The following is a 21,498-nucleotide window of genomic DNA, read 5'->3' as shown; positions in this document are numbered from 1 at the left end:
GCCCTTGCGGCGGGTGCTGGCCAGGCGCTTCTCCTCGGCCAGCAGGTCCAGGTGGCCGACCACCTCGGAGAGGGCGAGGATCAGGGAGGCCTCGTCCACGTCCGGATACAGCTCCCGGCACAGCTCCGCCAATGTCCGCGCTCCCCCGCGCAGGAGGGCGGCCACGCGCTCCTTGCGCTGGTCGTGGTGGGCGATCAGCTCGCGGATGCGCGCGTTGGGATTGTCCAGCGCGGGACCGTGGCCGGGGTGGGCCACGTCGCAGTTCAGCAGCAACACCCGCCGCAGCGACTGCAGGTACAGGGGCAGGGTCGGCAGCCGGCGGCCGTCGGGGCCGAACTCCACCACCGGATTGGGGCTGATGTCCGCCAGCAGCAGGTCGCCGGCGATCAACACGCCGTCTTCGTGGTACAGGCAGACGTGCCCGTGGGAGTGGCCCGGGGTGTGCAGGACCCGCAGCCGCTCGCCGTCCAGGGCCAGCGACTGTCCGTCGTCCAGCGGCTGAAGCTCGGGTACGGGCTCGTGGTACTGGCGCAGCGCGCCCAGGCGCTCGGCGAACGCCTCCAGGGCCGAAGGGGGCAGGCCGGCCTGGACGACAAAGGCCCGCAGGTGCTCCAGCGCCCACCGCTGGCCGGAGACCTTGGGCCGGTCGGCGGGGTGCGCGTAGACGGCGGCGCCGCTGCGCTGTGCCACCCAGGCGGCGTTACCCGCGTGGTCGGTGTGGCCGTGGGTGAGCACCACCCGGCGGATCTCCTCCAGCCGGTGGCCGGCCCGGGCCACGCCGGCCTCCAGCGCCGCCTGGGCCTGGGGGGTGCGGGGGCCGGCGTCCACGAGGGTGAGGGGCTCGCCGGCCAGGAGGTAGGCGTTGACGGGTCCCACCGGAAACGGCGTGGGCAGTTCGATGCGGTGCAGGCGCATCTGCCGAGTGCTTTCCCGTCGCGTGCCGTGATCCCTGCCGGCGTGGCGGGCGGCCCGGGACGCAGGCCTCAGGCCCCATCACCCCCACCTGCCGGCCACGGAGGACCGGGCGCCGGGGGCGGCGTAGTCCGTCCTCACCATGGCCGTCCTGACCGCGGTGCGCCCGGAGGTCCGGTCGGTGCCGGAGCTGTTCTTCCGGCAGGCCGCGCGCCTGGGGCCGCGGGTGGCCCTGCGCCGCAAGGAGCTGGGGATCTGGCGGCGGGTCAGCTGGGAGGAGTACGCCCGCAACGTCCGCTGGGTGGCCCATGCCCTGCTCTCCCTGGGCGTGCAGCGGGGCGAGCCGGTGGCCGTCCTGGGCGAAAACCGCCCCGAGTGGCTGTACAGCGACCTGGGCATCCAGTCCGCCGGCGCCGTCACCGTCGGCATCTATCCCACCAGCAGCCCCGAGCAGGTGCACTACATCCTCGACCACGCCGGCTGCCGGGTGGCCATCGTGGAGAACGAGGAGCAGCTGGACAAGGTGCTGGAGGTGCGCCCGCAGCTGCCGCGCCTGGAGCGCGTGGTGGTGATGGACCGGGAGGGGCTGCGGGGATTCTCCGATCCCCTGGTGACCTTCTTTGACGACTTCCTGGAGCAGGGGCGGGCCCACGCGGCCTCGGCCCCCCGCGCCCTGGACGACCGCCTGGAGGCCCTTCAGCCGTCGGACGTGGCCCTGCTGCTGTACACCTCGGGGACCACCGGGCCGCCCAAGGGGGCCATGATCACCCACGGCAACATCCTGTGGGCCCAGGAGGCCAACCTGCGGCACGTCTTCCCCGGCGGGACCCACGATGAGGTGCTCTCGTACCTCCCCCTGGCCCACATCGCCGAGCGGTCCCTGTCGGTGTTCGCGGCCGTGTATGCGGGGTACACGGTCAACTTCGCCGAGAACCTGGACACAGTCCCCCAGAACCTGCGCGAGGTGCGGCCCACCATCTTCTTCGCCGTGCCCCGCATCTGGGAGAAGCTGCACGCGGGCGTGGTCCTACTGGTGGCCGACGCCGACTGGCCCAAGCGGGCGGCGTTCGCCGCTGCGGTGGCGGTGGGGCGGCGCTACGCCCAGGCGTGTCTGGACCGGCGGCGGCCGTCGCTTCCTCTCCGCCTCGCCTACCGGGTAGCCCAGGCGGCGGTCCTGCGGCCGCTGCGGCACCGGCTGGGGCTGGACCGGGTGCGGGTGGCCCTGTGCTCGGCGGCGCCGGTCTCGCCGGACGTGCTGCGCTTCTTCTGGAGCATCGGCCTGCAGATCCGCGAGATCTACGCCCAGACCGAAAGCACGGCGGTGGGCACCGTGCACCCCGTGGGCGATGTGCGGCTGGGCACCAAGGGCAAGCCCGTGCCGGGGGTGGAGCTGCGCATCGCCTCCGACGGGGAGATCCTCCTGCGGGGGCCCCATGTCTTCGCCGGCTACTTCCGGGACCCGGAGCTGACCGCCCGGACCCTGGAGGGCGGGTGGCTGCATACCGGCGACGTGGGCTACCTGGACCCCGACGGCAACCTGGTCCTCACCGACCGCAAGAAGGACATCTTCATCAACGCCTACGGGAAGAACATCGCCCCCCAGTACATCGAGAACAAGCTGAAATTCAGCCCCTACATCGCCGACGCGGTGGTCATCGGCGACGGCCGGAAGTACCTGGTGGCCCTGATCGTCATCGACGAGGAGACCGTGTCCCGGTGGGCCCAGGACCGCCGCATTCCCTTCACCACCTTCGCCGACCTCACCCGCAGCCCCGAGGTGCGCCGGCTGATCGCCGCCGAGGTGGACGCGGTGAACCGTACCCTCTCCTCACCCGAGCAGGTACGCCGCTTCGCCCTGCTGCCCAAACGCCTGTACCAGGAGGACGGCGAGGTGACCCCGACCATGAAGGTCAAGCGCAAGACGATCATGGAGAAGTACGCCGACGTGATCGCGGGGCTGTACGCGGAGTGACGGCCGTCAGGCCCACCGCCGCCGGACCTTGTACCGGCGGTAGCCCTTGACCGACTCCTCCCGCGAGATCCCCAGGTACAGCTCCTGCACGTTGGGGTTCTCCCGCAGGTCGTCGGCCGGGCCCTCCAGGACCACCCGCCCGCCCTCCAGCACGTAGCCGTAGTGGGCGACCTCCAGGGCCATGCGGGCGTTCTGCTCGACCAGCAGGATGGTCATCCCGTCCCGGTTGATGGCCTCGATGGCCACGAACACCTCCCGGACCACCAGGGGGGCCAGCCCCAGCGACGGCTCGTCCAGCATCAGCAGCCGGGGCTGCATCAGCAGCGCCCGGGCGATGGCCAGCATCTGCTGCTCCCCACCCGACAGGGTGCCGGCCAGCTGGCGGCGGCGGTCGGCCAGCGCCGGAAACAGCGCCAGGACCCTCTCCCACCGGGCGCGGTCTGTCCGGGGACGGATCCACCCGCCGAGCAGGAGGTTCTCCTCCACGGTGAGTTCGGGGAACAGGCCCCGCCCCTCCGGGACGTGGCCGATCCCCAGGCGGGCGATCTCTTCGGGTTCCCACCCGGTGATCCGCCGCCCGTCGAACTCGATCTGTCCTTTGGCCGGCTGGCCGGGGATGAGGCCGCTGATGGTGCGCAGCAGGGTGGTCTTGCCCGCGCCGTTGCCGCCGAGGATCGCCACGATCTGCCCCGGCGGCACGGCCAGGGACACGCCCCGCAGCACCGTCAGGCGCCCGTAGTAGGCAGTTTCGACGTTGGACACCCGCAGCAGAGGTTCCACGCGCGTTCCGACGATGGCGTCACGCCGTCCCGGGAGCCCACCTCACGCCGCGCCCGTGCCCAGGTACGCCCGGATCACCTCGGGGTGGGCCTGCACGTCCGCCGGGCGCCCCTCGGCGATCTTGACGCCGTGGTCGAGGACGGCGATCCAGTCGGAGATGCCCATCACCAGGCGCAGGTCGTGCTCCACCAGGATGACGGTGATGCCCATCTCGTCGCGGATGTCGCGGATCCGGAACACCAGGTCCGCCTTCTCGTCGGCGGTCATGCCCGCCGACGGTTCGTCCAGCAGCAGCAGCCGGGGCTCGCTGGCCAGCGCCCGCCCCAGCTCCACCAGGCGCTGGCGGCCCGGAGGCAGGTCGCCCACCCGGCGGTCCCGCACCGCCTGCAGGTCCAGAAAGTCCAGCACCCGTTCCACCCGCTCCCGGTGGCGGACCTCCTCCCGCCGCCAGGCCGGGGTCGCCAGCGCGGCGTCCAGCAGCCCCGCCCGCACGTGGCGGTGGCGGCCCAGCAGGAGGTTGTCCAGGACCGTCATCCGCGCAAACAGCTCCACGTTCTGGAAGGTGCGGGCGATGCCCAGCCGCGCGATCCGGTCGGGCCGGCGGCCCACCAGGTCCACCCCGGCAAAGCGGATACGCCCGCGGTCGGGCCGGTACTGGCCGCAGATGCAGTTGAACAGGGTGGTCTTGCCGGCCCCGTTGGGCCCGATGACCGAGATCAGGCTGCCGGCCGGCACCTGCAGGTCCACGTCGGCGAGGGCCACCACTCCGCCGAAGGCGATCCCCACGCCCCGGACGTCCAGCAACGGCTCCGCCGGCCCCGGCGCCCACGGGCTGACCGACGACGGTTCCCGGGCGATCTCTCGGTCACCCCCTCCGGTCAGAAGCCCGGCGGGTATTCGATATCCGGCGTCAGGCGCCGGTACTGACCGGCTTCGGACCGGATGATGTAGATGCGGGTCACGCCGTGGCGGCGGCCGGGACCGAAGGTCACGCCCCGCACCACCTCGCCGTCCCAGTTGCGGATGGTCTCCATGGCCGCCACGAAACTTTCCCGGGTGAGGGTCGGCCCGGCCCGGCGCAGCCCTTCCAGGAAGGGCTCGATGAACGAGACGCCCCCCACGGCGTTGAACGGGTTGCGGGCCAGGGCGGGGTTGATCCGGGTGATGTTGGCCAGCACCTCATCCACCTTGCGGTCGGTGCCCGGCAGGGGGAAGTAGGCGGCCAGGATGACATTGTTCCACGTCTCGCCGGCCAGGGCGAACATGGCCGGGTCGGCCAGGGCGGAGGTGGCCGCCAGCTGGGGCTGGTAGCCGATCTTGGCCATCTCCCGGACCACCAGGGCGCCAGCGGTGGGGTTGGCGTAGATCACCACCGCGTCGGCGCCCGACTGGCGCAGCCGCAGCGCGTGCCCGCTGAAGTCCCGGTCGGTCAGCTCGTAGGGGACCGTCGCCACCACCCGGGCGCCGGTGGCGGCGGCCCCGCGCTTGACGCCCAGCAATCCCTTCTGGCCGAACAGGTCGTTCTGGTAGAAGACCGCGAACGCCTTCTTGCCCAGGCTCTTGGCCACGTATTCAGTCAGCAGACGGCCCTCGTCCACGTAGCTCACGTAGGTGACGAACAGGTACCGCGTGCCGCGGAATCCCGCCCAGATGGTGGCGTCGGCCAGCGGGTTGATCCAGATGACGCCCTGCTGGACCAGGTAGTCCCGCACGGCGAAGGCGTTGGCCGATCCCAGCAGCCCCACGATGGCGAAGACCCCGTGGCGCTCCACCAGCTCCCGGACGTTGGCGACGGCCCGGGGCGGCAGGTAGGAGTCATCCAGCGCCACCAGCCGGATGCGGCGCCCGTGGATGCCTCCGGCGTCGTTGACCAGGCGCAGATACGCCTCCATCCCTCCGGTGACGGGGACGCCCCAGAACGCCGCCGGTCCCGACAGCGGCTGCGACGTGCCGATGACGACCTCGGTGGGGGTGACGCCCCGCTCCTGGGTCACCGCCGGCCCGGCGCCGACGGCCAGAACCGCCAGCAGCACTACCCCTGCCCTCAGCGCTCTCCTCCCCATGGCACCCTCCCTCGCTCCCTGGTAGTTGCCGACTCACCCATTACCCCCTTCCCCGCCCGGTCCCTGCCGTCAGGTCCGTACGGGGAGGTCAGGCCCGGCGGCGGAACTCCCGCCCCAGGAGGCCCTGGGGGCGGACGACGAGGACCGCCACGATGATGGCAAACGCCAGGGTGGTCCGAAAGCGCACCGACACATACCCGCCGAAGAGCGCCTCGACCACCCCCAGCGTCAGACCGCCCGCCACCGCCCCCGGCGGGCTGTCCATCCCGCCCAGGACCGCCGCCGCAAACCCCTTGAGGAACGGATCGAGCATGAGGAACGGGTCCAGCAGCAGGGCCGGTGCCAGCAGCAGCCCCGCCGCCGCTCCCAGGACAGCCGACAGCGCCCAGGTGGCCGCCAGCAGCCGGCGGGCGGGAATGCCCAGGACCTGGGCGGCGGGCAGGTTCTGGGAGACCGCCCGGACGGCCAGCCCCCATCGGGTGCGCTGCACCAGCAGGTACAGCATCCCCATCAGGACCAGGCTGGCGGCGGCGCTGACGGCGCTGATCTGGCTGACCACCACCTGACCCAGGCGGTACACCCGGGTGTCGGAGAGGGGAAACGGGAACACCTTGGTGTCGGCGCCCCACAGGCGCGTGGCCAGCCCGTTGAGGACCAGGGCGCATCCGAGGGTGATCACCACCTGGCCCAGCAAGGTGGTGTCCCGCGCCGGCCGGAGGATCCCGTAGTACAGGCCCGCTCCCAGGGCCGCGGCAGCGATCCCCGCAGTCAGGGCGGCTACGCCGAACGGCTGGCCCGCAGACAGCAGGGTAAAGGCGATGAAGGTGGCGAACGTGGCCAGATCGCCGTGGGCGAAGTTCAGCACCCGGGAGGTGCGGTACAGCAGCACGATGCCCAGGGCCACCAGGGCGTACAGGCTGCCGGCGGCCAGCCCCACGGTCAGGTACTGGAGAAACGTCCACATGTGTCTGAACCGGCGCGCGGTTTTCTCAATCTGCGCAATCGACGCGATCTACGCAATCCCTCGGCAATCAGATTGAGAAAGTTCCGTCAGATTGCGAAGGTCGCGCAGATTGCGCAGATCGCGTAGATTCCCTCAGAGCGGCCACGTGGACCACCACCGGCGGATACGCAGCCACCGGCCGTACAGGCCCAGGGGCTCCACCGCCATCACCAGGACGATCACCCCGCCGTACAACACCGGCAGCCAGGCCCGCAGGCCGGCCAGCTGGCGAGGCAACACCGTCAACAGCGCCGCCCCCAGCGCGCTGCCCGGGATCGTCCCCAGCCCGCCCACCACGATCATGCTGAAGTAGTAGATGGAGTCGTACAGGGTGAACAGTTGAGGTTCCAGGTAGCCCAGCAGCAGGGCCAGCAGGCCACCCCCGATGCCGGCGTACAGCGCGCACACGGCGAACGCCAGGGTCTTGTAGATCGGCAGGTCGACGCCCATGGCCTCGGCGGCGATGTCGCTGTCCCGGATGGCCATCCACGCCCGGCCCACGTGGGAGCGGGTGAGGTTGTAGGCCATCCACGTCAGCAGCACGGCCACGCCCGCCGACAGGTAGTAGAGGTCGGTGGATGTCAGCTGCCGGGGACCCAGGCTCAGGGGAGGGACGAACAGGCCGGTGCGCCCGCCGGACAGCCCTTCCCAGTTGGTCAGGACCTGGTGGACGGCGATGCCGAACCCCAGGGTGGCCACGGTCAGGTACGGTCCCGACAGGCGGAGGGCCGGGACGCCGACCAGGACGCCGAAGGCGGCCGCCGCCGCCCCTCCCGCGGCCAGGGCCAGAGGCCAGGGCAGGTGGGCCCGGACGGTCAGCAGGACGGTGGCGTAGGCGCCCACGGCCACAAAGCCGGCCTGGCCGAGAGAGATCTGCCCGGTGTACCCGACCAGAAGGTTCAGCCCCAGGGCCACCACGGCGTGCACGGCCACCAGCGACGCGGTGTACACCGCGTATCCCGGCAGGACGGCCGGCAGCACGGCCAGCGCCCCAAGCCCCGCCAGCACCCCGGCCCAGCCCCAGCCGCCCCGGACCAGCGCCAGGTCGTCCTCGTAGCGCTCCCGCAGCTCCATGCGTATCGGGAATTCCCCGCGTCCGCGGAGGATCCTGTGCTGGCCGCGGGACGGCCGGGACGGAGAGGGCGGCTGGAAGGGTCGCGCGTGGTATGATACGCTATGCAGTGTAACATCACGACGGCGTGCGGGCCTCTGGACGTTCCCGGAGGCCTGCGCCGTCCCTCATAACCCCCCGGTCAGGCATCGTCCGCAGGGACGCGGGGCGGGCGGAAGGAGCGGCTGGCGTGACCGTCAACAGGCTGAAGATCCTGGTCGGCGGCGTGCAGCTGCGCGACGGGGTCGTGACCGTCACCGACATCCTGGGTCGCATCTTCACCCGGGCGGGGCTGCATGTCCTGGCCATGGAACGCGGATACGCGTCAACCATCTACGGAGCTCACCAGTTCGACCCCCTGGTGGTATCCGAGGAGCCGCCGGTCTCCTGGGGAGACCCCCGGCTGGACATCCTGGTGGCGCTGGACTACGACAGCAATCCCGACGCCCGGGAGCAGCCCAACCGGGACACCATCCTCCGCCACGGGCGATACCTGGTGGACGGCGGCGTGCTGCTGTACGACAGCAGCACCGGTGAGGTGCCGGTGGAGCCGCTGGAGCGCCGCGGCATCAAGGTGTTCCCGGTCCCGGCCCGCACCATCGCCCGAGACGAGCTCAAGCTGGACGTGGTCAAGAACATGGTGGCGGTGGGCGCCCTGTTCCGCGTGCTCGAGTTCGACCAGGACGGGACGTGGCTGCGCCAGCTGGTGGAGGAGCGGTTTGCCCGCAAAGGGGCGCAGGTGGTGGACCTCAACCTCCGGGCGGCCCGGCGCGGGCGGGAGGTGGTCGAGTCCATTCTGGCCGCCCGGGGCTGGCCGGGCTCGGGCTACCGCCTGCAGCCCCGCCCGTCCGCGGAGCCCCGGGTGCTGATCTCGGGCAACGAGGCCCTGTCCCTGGGGGCCATCGCCGCCGGGTGCCGCTTCTACGCCGGATATCCCATCACACCCGCGTCGGCCATCCTGGAGTTCATGGAGGAACACCTGCCCCGCTTCGGCGGGCGCGCCCTGCAGGGACAGAACGAGCGGGAGTCGATCCGGGCCGCCATCGGCGCGGCCCTGGCCGGCGTCCGCTCCATGGTGGGGACCTCGGGGCCGGGGCTGTCCCTGAAGGTGGAGGAGTTCGGGGTGGCCGGCATGACCGAGGTGCCCGTGGTGATCGTGGACACCCAGCGGGCGGGGCCGTCCACCGGCATGCCCACCAAGAGCGAGCAGGGCGACCTGTACCTGTCCATCTTCGGCGGCCACGGCGAGATCCCGCGCATCGTCCTGGCCCCGGCGACCCAGGAAGAGTGCTACACGCTCATGATCGAGGCCCACAACCTGGCCGACAAGTACCAGTGCCCGGTGTTCTTCCTCACCGACCTCAACCTCTCCGAGGGGCGCAAGACCGTGCCCGAGGCGGTCTTCACCCAGCACCCGGTCACCATCGACCGGTCCACCCTGGTGCGCGAGGCCGACCTGCGCCGGGACGGGGCCTACCGGCGGTTCGCCCTCACCCCCACCGGCATCTCCCCCCGGCTGGTCCCGGGGACGGTGGGCGGGGTGCTGAAGGCCAGCGGGTCCGAGCACGACGAGCGCGGATTTGTCAGCACCGACCCCGCCGTGCGCAAGGCCATGATGGAAAAGCGCGCCCGCAAGATGGAGACCTTCCTCCGGGAGGACGCCCGTCCGCCCCGGGTGGTGGGGTCGGTGGACGGCCGGCCGGCCCTGGTGGGGTGGGGCAGCACCCTGCCCGTGCTGCTGGAGGCCCAGCAGCGGCTGCGCCAGCGGGGGGTGGAGGTGGCGGTGGTGCACTTCAGCTACTTGTGGCCCTTCCCCGCGGCCCTGGCCAAGCCGGTGCTGGAGCGGGCGTCGGTCCTGATCGCGGTGGAGCAGAACTTCACCGGGCAGTTCGCCGACGTGATCCAGGCGTGCTGCCTGCTGCCGGTCCGGCGCGTCGTCAAGTACAACGGCCTGCCGCTGTACCCTGCCGACGTGGTGGGCGGGGTGGAGCACATCCTGCACACCGGCGAGAGCCACGTGCGCATCGGCACCGAGGCGCCGGCGCCCGTGAAGGTGTCCGAAGGAGGCTGAGCGCGCCATGACCGACGCCACCACTCCGTCCCGGGTGTCCCAGAAGATCTCCGCCAAGGTGTGGGAGGAGAACGCGGTCCCGCGCCACCGGATCCAGTGGTGCCCGGGGTGCGGGGACTTCGGGGTCCTGGCGGGCCTGAAGATGGCGCTGACCAAGCTGGAGGTGACCCCGTACGAGGTCCTCCTGATCGGCGGCATCGGGTGCTCGGGCCAGATCCGCAACTACCTCAATGGCAACGGCTTCCACGGCACCCACGGCGGGGCCCTGGCCTACGCCCTGGGCGCCAAGATGGCCAACCCCGGCCTCACGGTCATCGCCCTGGCCGGCGACGGGGACACGTTCGCCATCGGGGTGGAGAACTTCGTGCACGTTTGCCGCCGGGATCCCGCCGTGGTCCTGATCATCATGGACAACGGGGTGTACGGGCTGACCAAGGGGCAGCACTCGCCCACCCACGGAAGGGGCATGGACATCCGGGAGTGGTCGGAGGAGGCGCCGCCGCCGTTCGCGCCCCTGCGGCTGGCCCTCACGGCCGGCGCCACCTTCGTGGCCCAGTCGTTCTCCGGGGACCCGCGCCACGCGGCGGAGATCTACGCCCAGGCGCTGCAGCACCCGGGCTTCGCGGTGGTCAACGACTTCTCGCCCTGCGTGACCTACAACAAGTTCAACACCTACGACTGGTACCGGGAGCGGGTGGAAGACGTTCCCGCCAGCCACGACCCCTCCGACTTCCAGGCCGCCTGGGAGCTGCTCAACGACTTCGACCGGCGGGGCCGGCTGCCGCTGGGGGTGGTGTACCGCCACCCGCGCCCCAAGAAGGCCCACGGCCGGCTGCCCATCTGGCCGGAAGAGCTGCAGGGAGCCGACATCCGTCCGCTGCTGCAGATGATGCGCTGAACGGCGCGCGAGCGCGGCCCGTCACCTTTCCCTCTCCCTCCGGGAGAGGATCGGGTGAGGGCACCCCTGGACCGATCGACGCAGGTCAGCGGGCCTGGGCGCGGGCCCGCTCTTCCTCGGCCAGGACCCGCCGCAGGATCTTGCCGATGAGGGACTTGGGCAGTTGCGGGCGGAACTCCACGGCCCGGGGGACCTTGAACGGCGCCAGGTGCCGGCGGCAGTGCTCGATGATCTCCTCGGCGGTGGCCCGGGCCCCCGGGCGCAACACCACGAAGGCCTTCACCACCTCGCCTTTGTACGGGTCCGGGGTGCCCACCACGGCCGCCTCCAGGACCGCCGGGTGGGTGTACAGGACCTCCTCCACCTCCCGGGGGAAGACGTTCAGGCCTCCGGTGATGATCATCTCCTTCTTGCGGTCCACGATGTAGAAGTAGCCGTCCTCGTCCATCCGGGCCATGTCCCCGGTCAGCAGCCAGCCTTCCCGCAACACCTGGGCGGTTTCGTCGGGCCGGTTCCAGTAGCCCTGCATCACCTGGGGGCCGCGCACCGCCAGCTCGCCCACCTCTCCCGGCGGCAGCGTCCGCCCGGCGTCGTCCAGGATGCGGGCGTCGGTGTCGGGGAAGGGGATGCCGATGCTGCCGGTCTTGCGGGTGCCGAACAGGGGGTTGGCGTGGGTCACCGGCGAGGCCTCGGTGAGGCCGTACCCTTCCACCAGCCGCCCCCCGGTGAGCTCCTCGAAGCGGGTCTGCACCTCCACCGGCAGCGGGGCGGCGCCGGAGATGCAGGCGCTGATGGACCGCAGGTCGTAGCGGCGGACCTGCGGGTGGGAGATCAGGGCGGTGTAGATGGTGGGCACGCCGGGGAAGATCTGCGGGCGGTAGCGGGCGATGGCCTGCAGCACCATGTCCACCTGGAACCGCGGCAGGAGCACCAGGCGGGTCCCGGTGCTGACCGAGAAGTTCATGGCCGCCGTCATCCCGTAGGAGTGGAAGAAGGGAATCACGGCCAGGGTGGTATCCTGGCCGGGCCGCAGCCGGGTGAACCACGCCCGAGCCTGCAGCACGTTGCTGACCAGGTTGCGGTGGGACAGCATCGCCCCCTTGGGCACCCCGGTGGTCCCCCCGGTGTACAGCAGGACGGCGGTCTGGGCCGGGTCCACCGCCACCGCCGGCGCTGGCCGCCCGGCCTCCAGCAGGTCGGCGAAGCGGCGGATGGCGGGCCCGGCGGGGACCCGCACCCGGTGGCCCTCCCGCCAGGCCCGCAGCGGGTACAGGGCGCGTAGCAGGGGCGGGAAGTAGTCATGGATCCGGGTGATCACCATCTCCCGCACCCGGGTGCGGGACCGCACCGCCTCCAGGCGCGGGTAGAGCAGGTCCAGGGTCACCGCCACCTCGGCCCCGCTGTCTGTGAGCTGGTGCTCGATCTCCCGCTCCACGTACAGCGGATTGAACGGGACCACCACGGCCCCGACCCGCAGCGCCCCGTAGTAGGCGATGAGGAACTGCGGGCAGTTGGGCAGGTGCAGGGAGACCCGGTCCCCCGGGCGCACGCCCAGGGCCGCCAGGCCCGCCGCGAACCGGATGGACAGGTCCTGCAGCTGCCGGAAGGTCAGGGTGGCGCCGAAAAAGACGGTGGCGGGCCGGTCGGGGAACCGCGCTGCGGTGTCATCCAGCAGGGCGTGCACCGGGATGGACGGGTACGTCAGGGTGGGCGGCACCCCGGGCTCGTAAAACCGCAGCCAGGGCCGCTCGGCCAGGGCTACCCCGGTCACAGTCCGTATCCCCCCTGGGCCACCAGCCGCCGGGCGACCTGCCGCCGCAGCGCCACCGTGTCCACGGGCGTGTAGCGCAGCAGCCGCCTGAGGCCCGCCAGCTGGGTGCGCAGCGTGTCGCCCTCGGAGACGGCCGCCAGCACCACCTTGGCGGTGGCCTCCACCCGCATCAGGGCATCGTTGATGTAGGTCCGGGCGAGGTCCCGGGCCAGGTCGGCGCGGGCTCCGTCTCGCTGCGCCGCCCGCAGGGCGCGCAGCAGGGCGCTCTCCATGGCGAACGTCTCGATCACCATGTCGGCGATGCCGGCCAGGATCTCCTGCTGCTCCTCGATGGCCTCCAGGTGCTTCTGCACGGCGGCGCCGGCGACGAACAGCGTGGCCTTCTTGCTGCCGGCCACGGCGCGGCGCTCGTCGGCCAGAGGGCCACCGGGGATCTCCTCGGTCGGCGGGGCGGTGAGCTCCTGGGCCACCCGCAGCGCCGCCGGGATGAGGTCCAGCCGGCCCCGCTGGGCGCGGCGCAGCAGCATGCCGGCGATCAGCAGCCGGTTGATCTCGTTGGTCCCCTCGAACAGGCGGTTGATGCGGCTGTCCCGGTAGGCGCGGGCGGCGGGGTAGTCTTCGATGTAGCCGTACCCGCCGTACACCTGCACCGTCTCGTCGGCCACGTGGTCCAGCATCTCGGAGGCGAAGACCTTGTTGATGGCGCACTCCACCGCGTACTCCTCCAGGGCGCGCATGGCGGAGGTGGGATCCCCGTGCACGCCCGCCAGGGCAGCCTCCACCAGGCCCCCCGTGCGGTAGGCCATGCTCTCGGCGGCGTACAGCCGGACCGCCATCTCCGCCAGCTTGTGCTGGATCAGGCCGAACTCCACCAGCGGGCGGCCGAACTGCTGGCGTTCCCGGGCGTAGCCCACCGCCAGGCGCACGACCTGCTTGGCGGCCCCCACGCACCCGGCGGCCAGGCGGAAGCGGCCCATGTTCAGGATGTTCATGGCGATCTTGAACCCCTGGCCGACCTCGCCCAGGACGTTGTGCACCGGGACCTGAGCGTTGTCCAGAAACAGGGACGCGGTGGACGATCCCCGGATCCCCATCTTGTGCTCTTCGTCGCCCACCGTCAGCCCCGGCGTGGCCCGCTCGACGATGAAGCAGGTATGTTTCTCCCCGTCCACCTTGGCGAAGATGTTGAAGATGTCGGCGAACGCCGCGTTGGTGATGAACTGCTTGGTCCCCGACAGCAGGTAGTGGCGGCCGTCGGGGGAGAGCACAGCCCGGGTGCGGATGGCCATGGCATCCGAACCGGCGGTGGGTTCGGTGAGGGCGTAGGCCCCGATCAGCTCCCCCCGCACCATGGGAGGCAGGTAACGCCGCCGCTGCTCCTCGGTGCCGAAGAAGACGATGGGTTCCATGCCGATGCCCACGTGGGCGCCGTAGGACACTCCGAACGACCCGGCGGCCAGCCCCTCCGCCGCCACCAGGGAGGAGATCATGTCCATCTCGGCCCCGCCGTAGGCGGCCGGCACCGCCATGCCCAGAAAGCCCAGATCCCCCAGCTTGCGGAGCAGCTGGCGGGTCAGGTCCCAGTCCTTGTTCTCCAGGCGGTCCAGGTGCGGGGCGATCTCCCGCTCGGTGAACTCCCGGGCCGTCTGGGCGATCAGCCGCTGCTCGTCGGTGAAGTCCTCGGGCGTGAAGACCTGATCGGCGGGCGTGTCCGCGATGAGAAAGCTGCCGCCCGCAACCGGCGCGCTGACGTCTCGCGTGCTCATGGTGTCCTCCGGAACAGGATGTGGTGCGGAACCGGGGACGTACGACCCACTCCCCGTCCCGCTACGGTCGCTCGAAGATCCCGGCGGCTCCCTGGCCGCCCCCCACGCACATGGTCACCATCCCGTACCGCGCGCCCCGGCGGCGCATCTCGTACAGCAGGGTGGCGGTGAGCTTGGCGCCGGTGCACCCCAGGGGATGGCCCAGGGCGATGGCGCCCCCGTTGACGTTGGTGATCTCCTCATTCAGGCCCAGCAGGCGGATGACGGCCAGCGTCTGGGCGGCGAACGCCTCGTTGAGCTCGATCAGGTCAATGTCCTCCAGCCGCAGCCCCGCCAGCCGCAGCGCCCGGGGGACGGCCTCCACCGGACCGATCCCCATGATCTCGGGCGCCACCCCCGCGGTGGCAAAGGCCCGGAAGATGCCCAGGGGCTCCACCCCCAGCTGGCGGGCCCGGTCGGCGGACATCACCACCACCGCCGCCGCGCCGTCGCTGGTCTGGGAGGAGTTGCCCGCCGTCACCACGCCGTCGGCGGCAAACACCGGCCGCAGCTTGCTCAGCGCCTCCAGGGAGGTGTCGTAGCGGACCCCCTCGTCCACTGCGAACTCCACCTGCCGGGACCGGGGCCGCCCCTCGCCGTCGGTCTCCCACCGGGTGACGGTCAGGGGCACGATCTCCTCGGCAAAGCGCCCGCTGCGGATCGCCTGGGCCGCGCGCATGTGGCTGCGGTAGGCGTAGGCATCCTGATCTTCCCGGGCGATGGCGTACTTTCTGGCCACCACCTCGGCGGTGAGGCCCATGGAGAGGTAGACCTCGGGCCACTGCTCCACCAGGTGCGGGTTGGGGCGGAAGGTGTGGCCGGCCTGGGAGGGCATCAGGCTCATGCTCTCGGTGCCCCCGGCGACGATCACATCGGCACAGCCCGCCATGATGCGCTCGGCGGCGGTGGCGATGGCCTGCAGGCCCGAGGCGCAGAACCGGTTGATGGTCTGGGCCGACACCGACACGGGCAGCCCGGCCCGCAGGGCGGCGATCCGGGCGACGTTCATGCCCTGTTCGGCTTCGGGGATGGCGCACCCCAGGATCACGTCCTCCACCTCGGCCGGGTCCAGCCCCGGCACCCGCCGCACCGCCTCCCGGATGGCGGCCGCCGCCATCTCGTCCGGCCGGGTGTCCTTCAGGGTGCCCCGCGGCGCCTTGCCCACCGCGGTCCGCACCGCGCTGGCGATGACAGCCTCTCGCATGGCGCGCGCCTCCCGATCCCTTCTCGGTGTCCCTCAGTTCCTCAGCGGCCTGCCGGTCTCCAGCATGTGCCGGATCCGCTCCTGGGTCTTGGGCTGGCCCAGGAGGCTGAGAAACGCCTCCCGCTCCAGGTCCAGCAGGTACTCCTCGCTGACCTCGGTCCCCGCCGGCACGCGCCCGCCGCACATCACGAAGGCCAGCCGCCGGCCCACCACCTCGTCGTACTCGGTGATGTGGCCGCCCGAGCGCATCAGGTACAGGCCGGCCTCCAGGGCGGCCAGGCCGGCCTCGCCGGCCACGCGGATCGGCTGGGGCAGCGGCGGCCGGTAGCCGGTGCGGGCCAGGGTCAGGCACACCTCCTTGGCGTCGGCGAGGAGGTGGTCGGCGTTCATGGTGATGCCGTCGCACTCCCGCAGGAAGCCCAGCTGGCGGGCCTCCTCGGCGGAGGTGGACACCCGGGCCCGGGCCACGGTTTCAAACGCCCACCGCAGCAGCGGCAGGGGATCGGCCCGGACGTCGTCGGGCAGGCGGGCCATCGTCCGGCGCACCATCTCGGTGGTGCCCCCGCCGGCGGGGATCAGCCCCACCCCCGTCTCCACCAGGCCCATGTAGGTCTCCGCCGCCGCCTGCACCCGCGCGCACGGCAGGCACACCTCGCACCCGCCGGCCAGGGTGCGGCCGAAGGGCGCGGCCACCACGGGCCGGGGGCTGTAGCGCAGGGCGCGGGTGGCGCGCTGGAACTGGCGCACCGCAAGCTCCAGGTCTTCCCAGTTGCCCTCCTGGGCCAGCAGGAGCAGCAGCATGAGGTTGGCGCCGGCGGAGAAGTCCCGGCCCTGGTTGCCGATCACCAGGCCCTCGAAGCGGCGGTCCACCTCGTCCAGGGCGCGGAACAGCATCCGCAGGGTGTCCTCGCCGATGGTGTTGAGTTTGGAGTGGAACTCCAGGCACGCGATGCCATCCCCCAGGTCGATCAGGCTGGCGCCGGGGGTGCTGTCCACCACCCGCCCCTGCTCCCGCGTCCGGGCGAGGACGATCAGCCCGGGCGGCTCGGGCACAGGGCGGTACGCGCCCGCCGAGGCGTCAAAGTACTCGCTGACCCCGTTCCGGCGGCGGTAGAAGCGACCGTCGGCCTCCAGCACGGCCCGCACCAGGGCGGGGATGGGGCGGCCGTCGGCCTCCAGGCGGCGCACCGTCTCGTCCACCCCCAGCAGGTCCCACGTCTCAAATGGCCCGTGTTCCCAGGCAAATCCCCAGCGCATCGCCCGATCCACGTTGACCACGTCGGGGGCCACCTCGGGCACCCGCTTGGCCGCGTACACCAGGACGCCGCTGACCAGGCGCCACAGGAACTGGCCGGCCCTGCCCGTGTCCGCCAGGAGGGTGCGCAGGCGGCGGGCGGGGTCCTCGATGAGCCGGGCGGTCTCCACCACCGGGAGCGTCGCCCGGCGGCGGGGCCGGTACTCCATGGTGGTCCAGTCCAGCGCCTGGATCTCCCCGTCCACGCGCCGGTAAAACCCGCCGCCGGTCTTCTCGCCCAGCCACCGCCGGCGCACCATCTCCTGGAGCAGGTCGGGGACCTGGAAGACGTCCCGCTCGTCGTCGTCGGTGAGGTTGCGATAGGCGTTGTGGGCCACCGCCACCGCCGTGTCCAGGCCCACCAGGTCCGTGGTGCGGAATGTGGCGCTGCGCGGGCGTCCCAGAACCGGACCGGTGAGCTCGTCCACCTCTTCCACGGTGAGCCCCAGCTCCAGCATCAGCCGCACCGTCAGCAGGAACCCGTATGTCCCGATGCGGTTGGCGATGAAGTTGGGGCGGTCGTGGGCGTAGACGACTCCCTTGCCCAGGATCCGCTCGCCCCACGCGCTGACCCGGGCCACCACCTCGGGGTCGGTATCGGCGAGAGGGATGACCTCCAGCAACTTGAGGTAGCGGGGCGGGTTGAAGAAGTGCGTGCCCAGGAAGTGGCGGCGGAACGCCGGCGAGCGGCCGGCGGCGATCTGGTGCACCGGCAGCCCGCTGGTGTTGGTGCTCACCACCGTGCCGGGCTTCCAGTGCGCTTCCACCCTCTCCAGCAGCTGCTGCTTGACCGCCAGGTCCTCCACCACCGCCTCGATGACCCAGTCGGCCTCGGCGATGCGGGCGAGGTGGTCTTCCAGGTTGCCCACCTCCACCAGCCGGGCGCGGGCGGGGGTGAAGAACGCCGGCGGCTGGGCTTGCAGGGCACGCTGCAGCCCGGCGGCGGCCAGACGGTTGCGGACCGGCGCGTCCTGCAGGGTCAGCCCCTGCCGGCGCTCGTCGTCGGTGAGGTCGGGGGGGACGATGTCCAGCAGCAGGACCGGCACGCCGGCATTGGCCAGGTGGGCGGCGATGGCGCTGCCCATCACGCCGGCGCCCAGCACCGCGGCCCGTCGGAGCCGTGCGCTCACAGGCGCTCCTCGCAGGGGAAACGGCACTTCCACTGTACTCCCTCCCTCCGGCGCCGGCAAGGCTTCCCGTCCCTCAGGGGACCAGGCGCAGCCGGGCGGCCTCCTCCTGGCGGATGCGCGCCGGGGAGAACGCCAGCGGGTGGTAGCGGCCGGCCGCCCACAGGGGGATGAAATCCCGGTAGTGCCGGTGAAACGGCAGCCCGCTCTGGCCGGTGGTGTGGACCGCGATGGAGCGGTCCCAGTCGGCCAGGTCCAGCACCTGCCGGTATGAGGCCACCACCACCTGGTCGAAGGTGGACAGGTCGAAGCCGGCGTTGTTGACGGTGAAGGCGTCGCCTCCCACCGGGGGCGCGGCGGCGTTGAAGATCCACGCCAGGGCCCGCACCCGTCCCAGGGGGTGCACGAAGACGGTGCGGTGAAGCCGCCCCCAGGTCCACCGGCCGGCGTCGGGCCCCAGGCGGCTGACCAGCAGGTCGTGGGCGCGGAGCAGGGCCTGCTCGATGGCCGCGTCCCGGCCGGCGGGCCCCCACCAGGGCGAGCGCGGCTGCGCCAGCAGGTTCAGCAGGGCCACCTGCCAGGCGTCGGCGTGGTCCAGGTAGCGGCGGTACAGGTCGCGGCCCAGCAGGTCCTCGAAGAGCACCGGCAGCAGGGAGACCCGGAAGGCCTCGTAGACGGCCGCCGCGCGGCTGTCGGGGCGGAGTGCCCCATCCCACCGCCGCAGCTCGGCCAGCAGCGCCCGCGCCCGCTCGTCGGACACCTGGACGTCCCGCAGGGCCCGGACCGTCTGCTGGCCCGGCAGGGAGAGGACGTCCTGCTGGATGGACGCCATCTGGTCCACCGTGGCCCGCCCGGAGGCGGCCAGCAGGTCCTCGATGCGCCGGGCCCTGAAGCCCGGATCCCACTCGGCGGCCAGGAAGTACGGGTAGGTCTCGGGGACGATGCGGTTGTTGGCGGTGACGATGTAGCCCCGCGCCGGGTTGCGCACGAAAGGCAGGCGGTCGAAGGGGATCTGGCCGGTCCATTCGTACTCGCCAGTCCACCCGGGCACTGGGACCATGCCCCGCCCGCGGGCGCGCACCGGGATGCGCCCGGGCAGCTGGTAGCCGATGGTGCCTCCGCGGTCGGCGTAGACGAAGTTCTGGGCGGGTTCCGACCACCACCGCAGCGCGTCGCGGAACTCCTCCCAGGTGCGGGCGCGGTCCAGCCGCAGCACCGATCCCGCGATGCGCCCCGGCTGGAGCGCCATCCACCGCAGGGCCACGAACGCGCCCAGCCCCTCCACCACCGAGTTCAGCAGCGGCCCGTGGCGCGTGATCCGCACCAGCAGGACCTCCGGCTGCGGCCGCCCCCGCACCCGGATCTCCTCCCGCACCACCCGCACCGGCTCCCAGGCGTCCCGGAACAGGTAGCGGGACGGGTCGGAGGGATCCAGCCGCTCCAGGTAGAGGTCCTGCACGTCCGGCCCGGCGTTGGTGACCCCCCAGGCGATCTCTTCGTTGTGGCCGATGACGACCCCCGGCACGCCCGGGAAGGTGGCCCCGACGACGTTGAACCCGCCCCCGGTCAGGTGCATCTCATACCACACCGAGGGCATGGCGATCTCCAGGTGGGGATCGTTGGCCAGCAGCGGTGCTCCCGTAGCGGTGCGGGAGGGGGCCACGGCCCAGTTGTTGCTGCCCACCGCCGGCACGACCGCGGCCGCCGCCAGCAGCCTCGCCACCGCGGCGGGGTCCAGCGCACGGTAGGCGCCCACGGCGTCGGGAGGGACGATGAGGGGCATGTCGGCCTGGTAAGGCGGCATCAGGGTCCGGGCCCCGTCCTCCCCGAAGCGGGCGATCAGGTGGGCGCGCAGCAGTTCGGCCTGCCAGTTGCCTCCCAGGACCCAGGCCATCAGCTTGGCGAAGGCCAGGCTGTCCACCGGCGTCCACGGCTCCGGGGCGGTCCGCAGGAGGGCGAACTCGAGCGGCAGCCGGCCGCGGTGGGTTTCCACGAACGCGTTGACCCCCCGGGCGTAGGCGTCCAGCGCCGCGGCGGTCTCGGGGTCCTGGATGGCCAGCTCGTCCTGGGCGGCCCGGCGCAGGCCCACGGTGCGCAGGAAGCGGTCGGTATCGAGGGTGACGGCCCCGAACAGCTCCGACAGGCGCCCGGACGCGGTGCGGCGATGCAGTTCCATCTGCCACAGCCGGTCCTGGGCGTGCACGTAGCCCTGGGCGAAGAACAGATCGTGGGCGTTCTCGGCGGTGATGTGAGGGATGCCCCAGCGGTCCCGCACCACCTCCACCGGCGCGCGCAGCCCTGGGACCCGGAGGGTTCCGCGGTCCTGGGGGAAGGCCCGGCGGACAGTGTAGACGCCCGCGGCGGCGGCAGCCACCAGCGCCACCAGCAGGAGGATCACGAGGGCCGCGACCAGGCGTCGCATGGGCAGGCACCGCGCCCTGTACCTAGGTTCGCAGTCGGCCCGCGGGGTTCCTCGCCCCCGGGTGCGGGAGCGTGTGGTAGACTCGACCCCGATGGCGGCATCCGATCCCCGGCAGGCCCTGCGGGTCCCCAAGGTGCGGGCCGCGGTGGTGGCGGCGGCCGCCAGCGTGGGCATCCTCGCCTTCAAGGGCGCCGCCTACCTGCTCACCGGGTCGGTGGCCATCCTGTCGGACGCCGCCGAGTCCGTGGTGAACGTGGTGGCCGCCAACGTGGCCCTGGTCAGCCTCGTGGTGGCGGTGCGGCCGCCCGACGCCGGCCACCAGTACGGCCACGGGAAGGCCGAGTACATCAGCGGGGCCACCGAGGGCGTGCTCATCTGTGCCGCGGGGGCGTGGATCGTCGTGACCGCCGTGCGCCGGCTGCTTCACCCCGTGCCGCTGCAGTGGCTGGATGCGGGCGCCGCCATCGTGGGGGTGGCCACGGCGGCCAACTACCTGGTGGCCCGCTTCCTGCTGCGCATCTCCCGGGAGGCGGGCTCCATGGCGCTCGAAGCCGACGCCCGCCACCTCCAGGCCGACGTGCTCACCTCGCTGGCGGTGCTGGCAGGGCTGGGTCTGGTGTGGCTGACCGGGCGCCAGTGGTTGGACCCGGTGGTGGGCGGCGCGGTGGGCCTGCACGTGCTGCGCATGGGCGCGGCGGTGACGCGCCAGGCCGTGGGCGGGCTGATGGACAGCAGTCTGCCTCCCCACGAAGAGGAAGCGATCCGCCAGGTCTTGGACGCCCACCGGGAGCAGATCGTGGACTACCACGCGCTGCGGGCCCGCCGGGTCGGCTCCGACCGGTTCATCGACCTGCACCTGGTCCTGCACCGGAGCATGTCCGTGGGCCAGGCCCACGCCCTGTGTGACCACCTGGAAGAGCACATCCGCGAGGTCCTGCCCGGCACCGACATCACCATCCACGTGGAGCCCTGCGCGCCGGCCTGCTCCCGCTGCGCCCCGCAGGCGGGCTTGACAGGCGTCCCCAGGCCGGTATGATTTAGGCAAACCTAAATTAGGCGAGCCTA

The 21,498-nt window shown here is 72.0% G+C and carries 15 protein-coding genes; 4 read left to right on the top strand and 11 right to left on the bottom strand.

Features of this window, described 5'->3' with window-relative positions; genetic code table 11:
• Positions 1-915, bottom strand: a 915-nt coding sequence (locus RB150_02075; protein ID MDQ7819327.1) for an MBL fold metallo-hydrolase, incomplete at its 3' end; no start/stop codon positions are given.
• A gap of 139 nt (positions 916-1,054) precedes the next feature.
• Here RB150_02075 and RB150_02070 point away from each other — a divergent pair.
• On the top strand, positions 1,055-2,884 hold the full coding sequence (locus tag RB150_02070; GenBank protein ID MDQ7819326.1) for an AMP-binding protein: 1,830 nt from the start codon (positions 1,055-1,057) through the stop codon (positions 2,882-2,884).
• Between the two features lie 6 nt (positions 2,885-2,890).
• Here the strand turns inward: RB150_02070 and RB150_02065 are convergent, their stop codons facing one another.
• The 5 genes from RB150_02065 to RB150_02045 form a co-directional block, all read right to left on the bottom strand.
• Positions 2,891-3,664, bottom strand: a complete 774-nt coding sequence (locus RB150_02065; protein ID MDQ7819325.1) for an ABC transporter ATP-binding protein — start codon at positions 3,662-3,664, stop codon at positions 2,891-2,893.
• Between the two features lie 42 nt (positions 3,665-3,706).
• Positions 3,707-4,468, bottom strand: a complete 762-nt coding sequence (locus RB150_02060) for an ABC transporter ATP-binding protein (protein MDQ7819324.1) — start codon at positions 4,466-4,468, stop codon at positions 3,707-3,709.
• Between the two features lie 74 nt (positions 4,469-4,542).
• Entirely contained in the window at positions 4,543-5,727 is a 1,185-nt protein-coding gene (locus tag RB150_02055) for an ABC transporter substrate-binding protein (protein ID MDQ7819323.1), read from the bottom strand.
• Positions 5,728-5,815: 88 nt separating this feature from the next.
• Positions 5,816-6,691, bottom strand: a complete 876-nt coding sequence (locus RB150_02050) for a branched-chain amino acid ABC transporter permease (protein ID MDQ7819322.1) — start codon at positions 6,689-6,691, stop codon at positions 5,816-5,818.
• A gap of 132 nt (positions 6,692-6,823) precedes the next feature.
• Positions 6,824-7,804: a branched-chain amino acid ABC transporter permease gene (locus RB150_02045; protein ID MDQ7819321.1), complete on the bottom strand. Its 981-nt coding sequence runs from the start codon at positions 7,802-7,804 to the stop codon at positions 6,824-6,826.
• A 227-nt stretch (positions 7,805-8,031) separates the two neighbouring features.
• Between RB150_02045 and RB150_02040 the strand changes: the two genes are divergently transcribed.
• Positions 8,032-9,912: a 2-oxoacid:acceptor oxidoreductase subunit alpha gene (locus RB150_02040; protein MDQ7819320.1), complete on the top strand. Its 1,881-nt coding sequence runs from the start codon at positions 8,032-8,034 to the stop codon at positions 9,910-9,912.
• 7 nt (positions 9,913-9,919) lie between these two features.
• Positions 9,920-10,810 carry a thiamine pyrophosphate-dependent enzyme gene (locus RB150_02035; GenBank protein ID MDQ7819319.1) on the top strand — a complete coding sequence of 297 codons (891 nt, stop codon included), beginning with the start codon at positions 9,920-9,922 and terminating at the stop codon, positions 10,808-10,810.
• A gap of 85 nt (positions 10,811-10,895) precedes the next feature.
• Here RB150_02035 and RB150_02030 read toward each other — a convergent pair whose 3' ends face one another.
• The 5 genes from RB150_02030 to RB150_02010 all read right to left on the bottom strand — a co-directional run bounded on the left by RB150_02030 (position 10,896) and on the right by RB150_02010 (position 20,433).
• Complete coding sequence (locus tag RB150_02030; protein MDQ7819318.1) at positions 10,896-12,581, bottom strand: long-chain fatty acid--CoA ligase; 1,686 nt, start codon at positions 12,579-12,581, stop codon at positions 10,896-10,898.
• Positions 12,578-14,347, bottom strand: coding sequence for an acyl-CoA dehydrogenase family protein (locus RB150_02025; GenBank protein MDQ7819317.1), 1,770 nt, complete (start codon positions 14,345-14,347; stop codon positions 12,578-12,580). The genes RB150_02030 and RB150_02025 overlap by 4 nt, the downstream gene beginning before the upstream one ends.
• Positions 14,348-14,408: 61 nt before the next feature.
• Entirely contained in the window at positions 14,409-15,590 is a 1,182-nt protein-coding gene (locus tag RB150_02020; GenBank protein MDQ7819316.1) for an acetyl-CoA C-acyltransferase, read from the bottom strand.
• Between the two features lie 33 nt (positions 15,591-15,623).
• On the bottom strand, positions 15,624-18,014 hold the full coding sequence (locus tag RB150_02015; GenBank protein ID MDQ7819315.1) for a 3-hydroxyacyl-CoA dehydrogenase/enoyl-CoA hydratase family protein: 2,391 nt from the start codon (positions 18,012-18,014) through the stop codon (positions 15,624-15,626).
• Positions 18,015-18,087: 73 nt separating this feature from the next.
• Positions 18,088-20,433: a penicillin acylase family protein gene (locus tag RB150_02010; protein ID MDQ7819314.1), complete on the bottom strand. Its 2,346-nt coding sequence runs from the start codon at positions 20,431-20,433 to the stop codon at positions 18,088-18,090.
• Positions 20,434-20,506: 73 nt separating this feature from the next.
• On the opposite strand from RB150_02010, the gene RB150_02005 reads away from it, so the two are divergent.
• Entirely contained in the window at positions 20,507-21,469 is a 963-nt protein-coding gene (locus RB150_02005; protein MDQ7819313.1) for a cation diffusion facilitator family transporter, read from the top strand.
• Positions 21,470-21,498: the final 29 nt, after the last annotated feature.

This window comes from Armatimonadota bacterium, from assembly GCA_031081675.1.
In the GTDB taxonomy this organism is placed as follows: domain Bacteria; phylum Sysuimicrobiota; class Sysuimicrobiia; order Sysuimicrobiales; family Kaftiobacteriaceae; genus Calidihabitans; species Calidihabitans tengchongensis.
The sequence above is the reverse complement of the archived record's forward strand: the minus strand, read 5'-3'. Positions and strand labels throughout refer to the sequence as shown.